This is a genomic window from Bacillus sp. PAMC28571 (assembly GCF_014250435.1).
Lineage (GTDB): Bacteria > Bacillota > Bacilli > Bacillales > Bacillaceae > Bacillus > Bacillus safensis.
Genome location: NZ_CP060191.1, coordinates 549048 through 563905 on the forward strand (window position 1 = coordinate 549048; position 14858 = coordinate 563905).

The 14858-nt window shown below is 38.6% G+C and carries 7 protein-coding genes and 1 other annotated feature; of the genes, 6 read left to right on the top strand and 1 reads right to left on the bottom strand.

Annotated elements, in window-relative coordinates:
- The first annotated feature begins 33 nt into the window (after positions 1-33).
- The 5 genes from H7F25_RS02360 (at position 34) to H7F25_RS02380 (ending at position 6425) form a co-directional block, all read left to right on the top strand.
- Complete coding sequence (locus H7F25_RS02360; RefSeq protein WP_151040218.1) at positions 34-1215, top strand: DUF1835 domain-containing protein; 1182 nt, start codon at positions 34-36, stop codon at positions 1213-1215.
- A 74-nt stretch (positions 1216-1289) separates the two neighbouring features.
- Positions 1290-1514, top strand: a binding site (T-box leader).
- A 313-nt stretch (positions 1515-1827) separates the two neighbouring features.
- Positions 1828-3750, top strand: coding sequence for a threonine--tRNA ligase (gene thrS, locus H7F25_RS02365; protein WP_185854182.1), 1923 nt, complete (start codon positions 1828-1830; stop codon positions 3748-3750).
- Positions 3751-3923: 173 nt separating this feature from the next.
- Complete coding sequence (locus tag H7F25_RS02370; RefSeq protein WP_185854183.1) at positions 3924-4493, top strand: hypothetical protein; 570 nt, start codon at positions 3924-3926, stop codon at positions 4491-4493.
- A 23-nt stretch (positions 4494-4516) separates the two neighbouring features.
- A complete protein-coding gene (locus H7F25_RS02375; protein WP_185854184.1) occupies positions 4517-5800 on the top strand; it encodes a hypothetical protein in 1284 nt (427 codons plus the stop codon).
- Positions 5801-6143: 343 nt separating this feature from the next.
- On the top strand, positions 6144-6425 hold the full coding sequence (locus H7F25_RS02380; RefSeq protein WP_024425245.1) for a hypothetical protein: 282 nt from the start codon (positions 6144-6146) through the stop codon (positions 6423-6425).
- A 53-nt stretch (positions 6426-6478) separates the two neighbouring features.
- Here the strand turns inward: H7F25_RS02380 and H7F25_RS02385 are convergent, their stop codons facing one another.
- Positions 6479-7987, bottom strand: a complete 1509-nt coding sequence (locus H7F25_RS02385; RefSeq protein ID WP_172881733.1) for an AcpB/EbpR/MafR family transcriptional regulator — start codon at positions 7985-7987, stop codon at positions 6479-6481.
- Between the two features lie 709 nt (positions 7988-8696).
- Here H7F25_RS02385 and H7F25_RS02390 point away from each other — a divergent pair.
- On the top strand, positions 8697-14849 hold the full coding sequence (locus H7F25_RS02390; protein WP_260627229.1) for a SpaA isopeptide-forming pilin-related protein: 6153 nt from the start codon (positions 8697-8699) through the stop codon (positions 14847-14849).
- Positions 14850-14858: the final 9 nt, after the last annotated feature.

Sequence of the window (14858 nt, forward strand, 5' to 3'; positions counted from 1 at the left end):
TGAAATAAACTGTAAGATAAAGGGAGACGAATAATGATACATATCATATTTGGGGCGGCAGCTGCCGGTAGTTTAAAACAAGCAGTACGTGAAATGAAGCAAGATCAAATAGATGATATCATCGCTTTTGATGATATTTATTCGATTGGACCACTTCTACATTTACACGAAGATGAAGGACAAGCGAACCGTATAGAGTGGCTGCGTAACGTGATGTCAAATGAATATGGCTATTTTGACGACATGGTCAACGATCAGCACAGAATGCTTCAGCAAATAAAAGAGACAACAGCAGGCAGTCGTATTCTCATCTGGACAGGCAGTAATGCACATGAGCAAATTGGTTTGCGATATGCCGTCTATTTATTAAAAGAGAAAAGCATAGAATTGTCTGTAATCAATACAACGACTGCATTTGATCAGCTGTTCAATACTAATACAAGAAGAATGGATATTCGACATTCCGGGGAAATCACATCTGAAAAATTGAAGGTTTTGTACAGAAGTAAAGAGCATATTCACACAGTATCAACAGAAGAAAGAGAAAAATTACAAAACGAATGGCTTTCATTTGCTAAAGAAAATCATACGCTGCGGATATGGAAAAAAGGACAAACGATCAGCGTACCAGAAGATGAATTTGATGCTTATTTAGTGAAAATGGCTAAGCGGCTTCATCAGTCCGCGCCAGAAGACGAGTACATTGTAACTCCACGTTTAATAGGAGAAGTCATTGGTCATTTAGATCAGTATATCGGCGATGATTTTATTGAATATCGAATCAAGAAATTAATTGATCAAGAGATTTTTGATATGAAAGGTAAACTAACTTCCATGCGTTATTACTCAATTAAACTGACAGAGTTTGGTCAGCACTTCAAAAAATGGGTGTGCTGTCGAGAGTTTAAGGATCATCCCTTTGTGAAAATTGAAGGAGATTACGGTGAACCTTTTCAGTGTGGGTATTGCGAATGTCATTTAGAAAGAGATGATGTACCAATGAGTGATACACTCTTTTCAAAGATTTGGAATTGGAACATACAGTATGGCCGCTGGTTTGACGAAGAGACCGATGATTTGCTGCCAAATGGCGTAGACATGGAAAGGAAGTTCAATCAAGAAGGAGAGCGTATCACTGAAGAAGTGAAACGAGCCTTATCTCCTGCGTTTCAAATTGAATACAGCCCAAGTGAATACGCGCAATATTACATTTAAAGAATGAATTTTCTTATCACTGTACAAAATAAAGCTTTACACAATCCATCATCATCATGTAAGATATGGAGAAATTAAAAGCGAAGAAAAGGACATGAGCAATTTTTTACTGGTTACCAGAGAGGGAAGTGACGCTGAAATCTTCCTAACACAGAAAAGTTGTCTTACCACCTTTGAGCTGTATTGGGGAAATCACAGTATCCAATATCGTTTACGCCACGTTACGGCACCAGAGCCATAAAGCGAATACGCATTATGGGAATTTGGGTGGAACCACGGATATCACATTCGTCCCTTTATGAGGGATGGGTGTGTTTTTTTGTACACTCATATAGGATCATTGCTTTGAAAAGGACATGAGCAGCTTTTACGGTTACCAGAGAGGGAAGTCACGCTGAAATCTTCCTAACGCAGAAAAGCGGTCTTACCACCTTTGAGCTGTATTGGGGAAAATTGCAGTATCCAATACCGTCAATGCCACGTTACGGCACCAGAGCCATAAAGCGAATACGCATTATGGGAATTTGGGTGGAACCACGGATTACACATTCGTCCCTTTACGCGGGATGGATGTGTTTTTTTATTTCAAAAAATAGGAAAGGTGTGTCGGTTATGAGAGAAAACATGGTGAAGATTCAATTTCCGGATGGAAAGATAAAGGAGTTTCCCGCAGGTACGACTGTCGCAGATGTTGCCTCCCATATTAGTCCGAGCTTAAGAAAAAAAGCAGTGGCGGGTAAGGTCAATGATCAAATGGTTGATTTAAGTAAAAAGCTATACAGCGATGTTTGGCTGTCTATTGTCACACTTGATTCGAAAGAAGGGCTTGAAGTGATGCGCCATACATCTGCCCACGTATTAGCCCAGGCCGTGAAAAGGTTATATAACAATGTCACACTGGGGATTGGACCGGTCATTGAAAACGGATTTTACTATGATATGAAGCTCAATCAATCATTAAGCGAAGAGGATTTAGCCGAAATTGAAAAAGAGATGAAAAACATCATAAATGAGAATCATCCTATCCAAAGAAAGGAAGTCTCTTACAAAGAAGCTGAAGCGCTGTTTGCACATGATCCTTATAAGCTGGATATTTTAAAAGATTTACCCTCTCAAGAAGCCATCACGGTTTATCAGCAAGGAGAATTTGTAGATTTATGCCGCGGGCCGCATGTACCTTCTACAGGGTACGTAAAGTCATTTAAACTAACACGTGTTGCAGGGGCTTATTGGCGGGGAGACAGTCATCAGGATGTCTTGCAGCGAGTGTATGGTGTGGCGTTTCAATATCCAAAGCATCTCGCTGAGTATCTTCATTTCATGGAAGAAGCAAATAAACGTGATCACCGGAAATTAGGGAAACAGTTATCCCTCTTTATGTTTTCAGAAGAAGCGCCAGGTATGCCGTTTTATTTACCAAAAGGTCAGATTGTCAGAAATGAATTAATGGCCTTTTCAAGAGAAGTGCGAGGCAAAGCGCAATATGAAGAAGTGAGTACACCGTTTATGATGAACCAAGAGCTTTGGGAAAAGTCAGGGCACTGGGATCATTACCATGAAAATATGTATTTCTCAGAAGTAGACCATACAAGCTTTGCTTTAAAACCGATGAACTGTCCAGGGCACATGCTCATGTTCAAAAACAGCTTATATTCCTACAGAGACCTTCCGATCAGAATGGCTGAGTTTGGTCAGGTGCATCGTCATGAATTTAGCGGAGCGTTAAATGGATTGTTCAGGGTCAGAACATTTTGCCAAGATGATGCCCATATTTTTTTAAGAGAAGATCAAATCGAAGCTGAAATCAAACGGATTTTCCAATTAGTTGATCATGTGTATCGGACATTTGGATTTGAGTATTCAGTCGAGCTATCCACTCGTCCAGAAAAAGCATTAGGCAATGATGCTATTTGGGATATATCCGAAACAGCGTTAAAAAATGTGCTTGATCGTCTAAAGGTCGACTACCAGCTGAATGAAGGAGATGGCGCATTTTATGGTCCAAAGATCGATTTTCATATTAAAGATGCCTTGCAGCGGAGCCATCAGTGCGCCACAATTCAGCTAGATTTCCAAATGCCAGAGAAATTTGATTTAACATATATCAACGAAAAAAATGAAAAGGTTCGTCCAGTTGTGATTCACAGTGCCATTTTTGGTTCTCTAGATCGTTTCCTAGGTATTCTCATCGAGCATTTTGCGGGCGCTTTCCCATTATGGCTAGCACCAGTACAAGTACAAATCATCCCTGTCTCAACTGTTCACCTTGATCACTGCTTAGAGGTGCAGCAGCAATTAAGAAGTATCGGAATAAGAGCCACAATCGATGAGCGAGATGAAAAACTTGGCTATAAAATGAGAGAAGCACAAATACAAAAAATCCCTTATATCGCGGTCATCGGCGATAAAGAAAGGCAAGAAAAAACACTGAATATTAGACTGCACGGAGAAAAAACGTCAAAAGAGCTGTCTATTGAGGACTTTAAACACATGGCAGCTAAGCAAATAAAAGACAGATCGGCTGCTCAGATATGATGTGATGATTTTATGAAGAAGGATCAGACGTTCATTGAATGATGGGCGTCTTTTCATTTGCGAAAAAAGCCGAATTGACAGTAGAAAGGGAAAATATTGAAACATTTTTTCGTTAAAACCGTAATAGAGATAGAGCGCTCAACAAGAACCTTTAAAACGGAGAGGAGTATTGCATGGAACAAGCTGCCCTGAAAAAGATGAGATCGAAACAAGTAGTTACCTCTAATTTACTATTCGGCATGGTGATCTTGATTTTTTTTATTTTGATTCAAAATGTTGAAATTCAATTTACATATTTCTTTCTTTGTTTAGGAATCTTCATGCTCCTTCAAGGTATTTACGGCTTGATTAAAAAAGGATCAACAAAGTCTATCATTCCCATTTTTGAGCAGGTAGCCATTTATGAAAAAGAGAAATTGGGAAAAGAGTGGGAGAAAGAACAAAAAGTGGAAAATATTTGGAAATTGATATTGAGCGGGCTAATGTTCTTCCAATCATTTAGTTTTCAAACGATGCAAGATCCATTTTTTCATATAGAACCTAAGTTTCTCATTTTCTTATTTGTTATGGCTCTAGCCATTAACAATATAAGCATGCTTTTTCGCTTTAGAAAAATTGACCGGTCGACGGAAGCTCATGAATTAAAAGGCTTTACAAAGGAATCAAACATGATGGCAATGGCTTTAGGATTATTATCAGTGATTGTCATATTCGGATTTATCGTTATCTTTTTTCTTCCATAAAACTGAATTTTGAGGTGAAACAAATGAATGCAAACATTCAACAACTGATCGATCAGACAAAGGCGAAATTTGGTTTAGATCTTTACTATTTAAAAAGACACAGTTTTCATCGCTACGTCAATATGTTCAATGAAACGGTTTATACATTGAATATGGAATGGTTTCCCTCTCATGAAGCTGAACCCGAGGACGATGATCTAAACCCGGACGGCACAGCTGTGATTGACGTGAACTTAAATACAGGCCAGATTGAAACGGTCATTTTTGTCATGGACAAAACCTTCGCGAAGAATGGTGTCACATTTAAGAGGCCTTATCCAGCTCATGTCATTCAATGGATCGAACAAGAAACAGGATTGGTCTATGGTGAGCATTTTCATATGCATCAAAAGGAGAAAGGGGAACTTTTTTTCGAAGAAGCAATAGATGGTGTGAAAGTGACGCCTTCAGGCAGAATCGAAGTGAAATGGGATGAACATGGGCAGCTCATTCACTTTACACATCATGGGCCATTTATGGCAAAAAACCTACTAAGAGCTGAAGAATATGCGCTCTCTATTGATATGGTTGAGAATTTAGCCCAGCAGCAAGTGCAGCGGTTTGATTGGCCATCCTTCGAGCAGAATCGAATCCGCCCTATATATGCGTTAGAAGAAATTTATGTGAAGAACGATGGAACAGGAACGATACCGTTTGAAATTGGACGTGAAGAAACGCATTGTATCCACATGCATCAGGTCATGGAGTGGAATGAACCGTTAAACAAAGCTTTTGAAAAAAAGGAAATCGATATAAACGAGGACATTACTGCTGAACAAGCCTTCTCACTGGAGCCTTCACCGGATACATTCCCGATCTCAAAAGAAGAGCAGGCTGCGTGTATCAAAGCGGTTCGAACCTTTTTGGCGCAAAAATATTCAAAGGATACAGGGAAGTGGGTGCTAAAAACACTCCACCGTGATCATGGCTACATCGAAGCGATATTAAAAACGAATGAGCAAGAAGGCTGTGGTTTTATGGATAAGATCAAGGTCTTCATTGATGCCAGCACTTTTGAAGCTATTAATTACATAGATAAAAAAGAGATGTTTCAAGTATGCGGGATACTCAATCCATCTCAAACAGTTAGTGAAATCACCATATCTCAGAAAGAAGCCTTTGAAACATTGAGAGAACACCTCGAACTTACACCCATCTACGTCTATGACGATGTGCAAAAACAATATGTTTTATGTGGCAAGCTCGACTGTCATGATGGTGTTGATGCAGTGAGCGGTGAAGTGTTCTCTTTGACAGACCTTTCATAACTTTTAAAAGAACAGTGAGCAACTGTTCTTTTTTATCCCATTTTCCTCTTTTTAGAATAAAAATGGAATTTTGTAGAAGGAAGTTGTCGTTTCATCACGAAAGAAACAGATAAGAATATGATCATAGGTCCATCGATTGGAATTCGTATTTCATATAGTAAACGTCATACATATTGAAAACCCATTGCAGTCAAGTTGATCTACAAATCTTTTAGAAGAAAAAATGAAATCATGTCTCTAGTAGTAAGCGAAAATAGGCGGACTGAGATCATAGGATGAGTTGAACATGTTTGTTTTTAGGTAAGCTTAAAGCCATAAATAGAAGAAAGTGAGGATATCTACCTTGAGTACATTGGAAGTGTTTCGTCAGTTTTTGGTTGACCATTATCCTGCGTTACAAGATGAGCTTTGGCTAAAAGATGTTGATACCCTTCGAATTTCTCCTATTCTTCATCCTTTTCTGAAAAGCAAGCTGCCAGAAGGAATCGAAAAATTCACTTGTGTTCTATTCACGCAGCAGACAGATCAAACCGCTGCACCGCTCAAAGTCTACCTTTTATTAGATGAATATGAGCAATCGCTTTACGCCATTGATTTGATGAATGAACAAATAGCGCTTCATTAATACAGAAGCAAAAAAGCTGCTTGAGAGCTCCTCAGCAGCTTTTCTTGTGAATATTAGTTTGTCATATCAACCAATCTTGAGTGCAAGTTGTCCACTTCTTTCTTTGTTGGAAAAGAGCTGATCAGCAGAGTAGACCGTCCTAATTGATTAGGAAGCTCAGTATCGGTCACAACCATATCAATCCCAAGTTGATCCATTGTCAGTTCATTTAATGTATTTTCTGGACTTGTGAAAATATGAATGAGAGGAGGCAATCTTAATTTAATTAAATCCGCAATAAACAAACTATGATTATAACCTAATGTTGAAATGACAAAAATGTTCAACACGTTTCTCCGATCCATTTCCAAATGAACAAGCCCCCTCCAGTTAGAAGTAATGATACGAATCAATTCTCGTTCATTTTTCACAAAAGAAGCAAGTATATCGTCTGTTTTTAACTCTTGGATGATATGAGTAATCCTCGAATAGAAGTAAGGAAGCTGTTTTTTTACCTCTGATAAATACCTCGATTTCTTTTTGAAAAGGAATCCATCTCTTACGGTAATTTCCCTAGAATACACATAATATTGGAGCAGAATCAGTGTCATCGCCTTGCGATTAGCCACCTCTTGATGAAAAATCAACTCCAATTGATTGATAAAGGAATGAATGGCTTCGAAGAGGTGTGGTGTATGCGATTGAAAGAACGTCAATTTTTCTTCGACAGTTTCAATTGATTTATAATGGCCAATAGCTGGTTCAATCAATAGTAAAAAGACAAATTCGTGACGATCCAACGTAACACCAAAAGTGTCCTTTGTCATTTGGCAGACGTGTTCTTCTAAGTTTTTGATTTGTTTATAGATACCTTTAGCTGTAGATGTTTGTTTTTCCTGATCCATTGAGTATCTATAATTGCGTCGTATGGTAAAATTTTTCCTCACTCGGTGTATGGAAACGGCGAGCCATAGGCAAAATTTATCTCTAGCCACATCAGGTAGATTGACTTCGAGCACCTGAAATAGCTTTTGTAAAAAATCAACTGCATCTTGCTTTTGAATATCTTCGAATGGCCAAAGCCTGCTTCCATACACTTCAAACAAAAATTCCACAAAAAATTGACGAATCTCCTTCTCATTTCCATGGAACTGCATACTATCTGGTCGTAACTCAATGTCATACGAGATAAGAAGCGAATTGATTTTATGAATGGTGTTATACAATGTGGATCTACTGATATTCAGCGTGTCCATCCATTCATAGAAAGACCTGTTTTGTTCAAAGAAAACGCCGTCAATCAATCGAATTTCAATCGTATCTTTTAGAATTTCTTTGATATAGTAGTCGACTCGTATCGTCTGTGTATAACAAATGGATATGCCTTGTCTTGGCTTTATGTGGATTAACGGCTCTCCGTTCTCTGTTTGGAACGACTTCATTTGTTCTAAATCGCTTTGAATGGCACGAACCGAACCGATTTGTTCATTCGATATCTCTTGAAGGCTCCACCACTTATCTTTTGATACAAGCAGTTTTAAAATTTTTATCCATCTCTTTGATTTATTATCAATGAGCTCCATTAAACAACTAACTCCTTCCCTTGGCTTGCCTCTATATGATGAAGTTCACTTAAAGAACATTTGATTTTCTAAATAGGCATAAAATGATTTTAATGTTTAGGCTAAATCGTTTTGTCTTCACTTTTCATGATAAAAGAGAAAAAAATTAGACGAAAACAAATGTTATTCCCTGATTCTCCATATATTTCTTTTAAAAGGTGGTAAGTAAGCCATGAATCCTATAAAAATGGATCATTTTAGATATTTAAGTTTATTTTTTTGCTGATGAAACGGTAAATGTAAGAATAAAACGCAGCAGCTTTTTGATTACCATATGAAAGGGAGTAGAAAGGAAGGCGATTTATATAATGCTGAACTGACGCACCTTACATACGATATGATACATGCTTGTTTCATATGAACGAACAATATGTGAATACATGCTTATATATGCATGTACACATCATTTATTGTTCATTCCAGTATAAATATAAAAATTCACATTTAATCTTTTCACGATCCTCTCACTATTCCCCATTTCTATAGACCCCAATCCAGTTACTCTATCCACTACTCATGATGACCTTTCAAGCTCATGATTGATCAACTCATTTTATTCATAGGGTCTTAAGGTGCCATTTTTAGAAAATATTGATCAGAAGCGGAGTGATTGATCTGACAGTATACAAATGATTTTTTTATCGTTGTTGAAAAATAATTTTAGAAAAGGGTGGATGTATTGAAAAGAATATTGTCGCTGGCACTCATTACAGTGCTAGTCATACAGTCTAGTATATTAGGAGTCTTGCCTTTAGCAGGGGCACAAGCAAAAGAAATTCAAGAAAACATTTATGGGGATATTGAATTTGCTGATAGCGAAGGCAATAAGTTATCAAGCATGGAAGATCCGCAAGTAAGAAAGGCCACTGTGCATTGGTCTATAAAAGGAATTGATCTAAAAAAACAATATCCGTATGTTCTCACTCTTCCTTCAGCCATCCAGGTAGAGAAGGAGCAGAAGGAACCCATTACTGTGGGTGACATACCTGTTGGCGAGTATACCGTTTCAAAACAAAATGAAGTGACGGTGAAATTTAAAGAAGATGTTGAGATCGATCCAAATTTAGAAGGATCAATTGACATCGATGTCACCAGTATAACTCAGCAAGAAGAGAAAACAAAGCAAAATAAGGGTGAAGAAAGCCTTCCAAAAGATGACTCAATCTCATCTGAGAAAGATAAAGCTTCTAACAATCAAGAAGCCGCTCAAACGAAACAAAACGATGAAGATGAATTACTAAAAAACAAAGTGAGCGTGTCTAAGCGTGCAGGGCTGCAAAGTGTTTCAAAACAAATGCAGATACAAGAAAATCTCCTCACTGATGCGAAATTAATCTTTGAAGATCAGGAAGGAAATTCAGTTGAAAAGCCTGATATTAACTCGCTGATTTCCATTAACTATGAGTGGGCCATCCCGAACGGTCATAGCTATAATGGCGGGGATGAATTCCATTTCAAGGTTCCAGAGGAATTAGTGATTTATGAAAAAATCGATCGTCTTGAGATGAAATTTAATCAGGCAACCATTGGTTATTTTTCTGTAGATGAAAGCGGAAATGCCTCCATCGAATTCACTGATTTTATTAAACAATATTCAAATATCCATGGAACACTTCAAGTGTGGACGCAATTAGATAAAAAAACTGTCATTACTGAAGAAAAAGAAGTGGTCATTACCCCGATTGAAGGAAAGGATAAAATATCAATCCCGATTCAATACATTCCAAATGGCCCAAACGTCTCTAAAAAGGGAGAACCAAATCGTTCTTACAATGCTGAAACCATTCAATGGACAGTAGATTTTAATATGGATTTAGAAGATGTGAAACAAGCGAAACTGTTAGATCCGATTCAAGAAGGTCAGGCGTTAAAAAAAGATTCAATTAAGCTTTATCGTATTGATACAAAGCTAAATGGAGAAACATCGATTGGTCAGCTGCTTGACGAAAACCACTACACAATTGGCCAAACAGCAGATGGTCAAGATTTCACGATTGAATTTAAAGATGACGTTCATCTAGCTTACCGTTTAATGTATGAAACGGATATTACGAATCAGGATCAATCTGCATTTCGTAATAAAGCGTCCCTTGTTTCTGGTGATAAAGTGATCAGTTCAGCAGAAGGAACAGTGAATGTGACAAGAGGCAGTCCTTTAAATAAAAAAGCCGCCCAATACGACCCAGTCACACAAACAATTACATGGGAAATTCGTTATAACTATAACGAAAAAAAGATTGCTGAAAAGGACGCTTTGTTAGAAGACTTCTTTAACGGCACACAGGCGCTGATATCTGATTCCATTCAAGTCAAAGAAGTCACAATTGATCAGAATGGCAACGAAGCTGGAACAAAAGCGTTTGAAAATTACGTGGTTCAACCTCAAAAAAAGGATGAACAAAACGGGTTTACCTTGCAATTCAATCAAGATATTCAATCAGCTTATCTCATCACCTATCAAACAAAAGCAACCGAGCGGATTTTTGAAGCTGAAGAGATTATCAATACGGTAACAGCTGGCAAAGAGAGCAAACAAGGGAAGCAAAGAATTGACCAGCAAATCCTAACGAAAAATCATGGAACACCGAATTACAAGACCAAGACCATTCCATGGCGTATCACCTTCAACAAAGATCAACAAACGATGAACAATGTGACATTAAAAGATACGTTTACAAACGAAGGATTGACGCTGCAAAAAGATAGTTTAAAAGTGACGACAGGTAATACAGTGCTTGAAGAAGGCACAGATTATCAAATCGTTGAACATGCAAATGGATTTGATATTCAATTTACGAAAGAAATAAAGACAGAACATACCGTCACATATACAACGTCTTTTGATTATGAAAAAAGAGCAGATAAAGATCAAAAGAACTTGCGTAATCATGTAAAGCTCGAATGGGTAAATGAAGATGGCAAGGATTTGACGAAAGAAAATCAATCTGTCTTCACCCCTGACACATACACGCAGTCAAATGGCTTCAAAAACGGAACTTATAATGCAAAGAAAAAAGAAATCACATGGAATATCGGTGTGAACTATAACTTGAAACATCTAGAAGAGGCGAAAATCGAGGATTTCATTCAAGGAAATCAGCGTTTGCTTAAAGATTCAATCACCGTCTATTCGCTTGATTTACAAGGCGGGGAAAATGGAGCAGAAGAAAAAGAGGTATTAGCGAAAGAACATTATGACATCAAATTCCTTGAAAATGAAAAGGGAGAAACAGGCTTCGAAGTAATTTTCAAAAAAGCCATTGATTCTCCATACAAAATCACGTATCAAACAAGTGTTGAAGGAATGGATTTAGTACAGAAAACCTACGAAAATAAAGCGACCCTTTATAATGGGCAGACAAAAGAATCTGATGTGAATGCAGTGGTGTCCATTCCAAATGGGGGGAAATACACGAGCAAATCAGGAAATCAGCAAGGAAAAGTCATTGATTGGAAACTGAATATCAACTTTGGTCAATCAACAGTTCAAGATGCGACGATTATAGACCATCCAAGCAGTAACCAAGCCATAATAGAAAACTCATTTCATCTCTATTCGACGACAATAGATGAAAAGGGGCAAGTGACAAAAGCAGAAGAACTGGAAAAAGGGAAGGATTATGAACTAGACCTTGAATTTGATCCAGATTCTTTTCAAATTAAATTTAAAGAAGAAATCACAAGACCATATATTTTAGAATACCAATCTCTCATTTTAGATAAAGTGGGAAGTACACTTCAAAACGAAGTAACGTTTAGAGGTGAAAATGTAAAAGAAATCAAAAAGGAATCCGAAGCTTCAATTGTGGTCAAACGCACCGCTGGCATGGGAGATGGCACAGGATCGATTGGTGCTTTAACCGTTAAAAAGGTAGATGCGAGTAGTGGAAAAGCGCTAAAAGGAGCAAGCTTCTCTCTGACAGATGCTGCGAGCGGCATCGTCATTGGTACAAAGACAACAGATGAAGAAGGAGCTCTTCGATTTGATCGTCTTCTGTATGGTGATTATATCGTGACAGAAGAGAAAGCACCTGATGGTTATATTAAAACCAAGGAACCGATCCATGTCACGATTGATCAACCTTACGAATCAGGAGATCAAGCGAAAACAGGAAATAGCATGACGGTGCAGAACCAAGAAATCCGCCAGCATGTCAAGTTAACGAAAAAAGACAAAGAGACGGGTGCAGCATTAGAGAATGCAGAATTTGAACTGAAAAATGAATCTGGAGAGACCGTCCAAACCGATTTGAAAACGGACGAAAAAGGAGAAATCCTTTTCAAACATCTTGAGCCAGGTTCCTATTATTTTGTGGAGACAAACGCACCGAAAGGCTATCAATTAAATCAGCAAAAATGGCCGTTCACCATTAAAGAAAATCAAACAGAAACAACGACTGTCACCGCAGTAAATGACATCATCAAAGGCTCAGCAGAATTGAGCAAAATAGGTGAAGGCGGAGAGCGACTAGAAGGTGCACAGTTCAAGCTCTTAGATCAAGACGGGCATGAGCTAAATGGTTCGCTTGTCACAGGAGAAAATGGCAAGATCACGATAAACGAACTAAGGCCAGGTACGTATCAGCTCATTGAAACAAAAGCACCTGAGGGTTATGTATTAGATGAAACGCCAATCAAATTTGAAGTACCACTTGATCCAAAGGAACCAGTCGTCATTTCGCAAAAGAACCTATATGAAACAAGTGCATTAGAAGTGATGAAAGAAGGGGAAGATGGCAAGAAGCTTCAAGGTGTTCGATTTGAAGTCTTGGATCAAAATGACAAAGTTGTGCGTAAAGATTTGACAACAGATGAAGATGGGAAGCTTTTGGTCGATAATCTCAAACCGGGCAAATATCAGCTCGTGGAGACAGAGAGTGTTGATGGTTACCAAAAGAATAATAAACCATATCCTTTTACCATCGAAGTCGCACAAAAAACACCAGCAGAGATCAAAGTAATCAATGATCTTAAAACTGGAGCTGTCCAGCTCACGAAGCTCGGTGAGAAGGATGATGTGCTTGAAGGAGCAGAATTTAAGCTTGTAGATGCAAATGGAAAAGAGATCAAAACAGGTCTCGTCACTGATCAAAACGGGAAAATCATCGTCAACGATCTGAAGCCTGGAACCTATCAGTTTGTTGAAACGAAGGCGCCATTCGGTCACGAGCTTGACGAAACACCTGTCACTTTTGCTATTCCATTTAACCCTGAGAAACTGGTTAGTGTGACAAAAGAAAATAGCCGCATTACAGGCGGAGTGCTGCTGCACAAAAAAGGCGAAGATGGGAAATCATTAGAAGGGGTTGTCTTTGACCTATCTGATGATAAAGGAAAGATAGTGGCAGGAGGAGAAGGAATCACAACCAATCAGGATGGAAAGATCACCTTCACAGGGCTAAAACCTGGAACCTATCAATTTGTTGAAAGAAAGAGTCTTGAAGGCTATGAATTGAGTGCGAAACCACTTGTCTTTGAAGTTGAATTAGGTCAAAAAGAGTTGATTCAAGTGGAGGCAATCAATCAGCTCAAGAAAGGTTCTGTAGAACTCACAAAAATAGGGGAAGAAAAAGAAAGATTGAAAGGAGCAGAATTTACCCTTTTCAATGACGATGGTAAAGAATTGATGTCAGGTTTAACAACCAACGAGAAAGGCATCATCACTGTCAACGATTTGAAACCAGGCGCTTACCAATTGGTTGAAACGAAGGCTCCTTTTGGACATAAACTAGATGCAGAACCAGTAGAGTTTAAGATTGATTTCAATCCAAAACAACTGGTGAAAGTGACAAAAGAAAATATTCGGACGACAAGTGCTGTGCAGCTTCAGAAAAAAGGAGAAGATGGTCAGTTGCTCAATGGAGTGACCTTCGATCTGCTTGATGAGCACGATCAACGTATAAAGAAAGACTTAAAGACAGACAAAAACGGTCAACTAACAGTCGATCAACTGAAGCCAGGAACCTATCAATTTGTCGAAACAGCAAGCATTGCCGGCTATGAATTGGATCAGACACCTGTCTCATTTACGATTCGTTTAGGTCAAGACAAACCAGCAAAAGTAGAAATGATTAACAAGCTGACGCCGGGAGCAGTGGAACTGACCAAAATCGATGATGAGGGACATCCGCTGGAAAGTGCAGAGTTTGCTCTTCTGAGTAAAGAAGGGAAAACGTTGAAGAAATCACTTGTAACGGATCAAAAAGGAAAGCTTCACATCAACGATCTAAAACCGGGACAATATCAATTCGTTGAAACGAAAGCACCTCATGGCTATCAATTGGATGATAAGCCGATCCTGTTCACAATTGAGAAAAATCAGCAGAAGCCGCTTCAATTAACAGCGAAGAATCACTTGATCTTAGGAAGTCTGCGTATCATAAAGGTAGACCAGCAGACAGATAGAACCTTAAAAGGGGCATCCTTTGACATTCGTACAAAAGCCGGGAAAACCATAAAATCTGTGACAACAGGAAAAGACGGAGAAGCCATTGTCAAAGGGCTTAAACCTGGAGAGTATCTACTCACAGAGACGAAAGCTCCAGATGGTTATGTAGCTTTAAAGAAACCGCTCGCTTTTACAATTCAAATGGGCGAAGTGGAGATAAAGACAATGATTGTGAAAAATGCACCAGTGAAGAATGAAGAGGACCACACGAACCCTCCAGCTTCAGATAAAGGGGATCAACATCCGCCTCATGACTCAAACGGTGAGCTGCCAAAGACTGGTGAAGAATGGCTTCGTTATTTGATGTATGCAGGGATTTTACTAGTAGCTTCTGGAACTGTTCTTCTTGTTGTCAGAAGAAGAACCATTCAGTAAAAGGAAGGA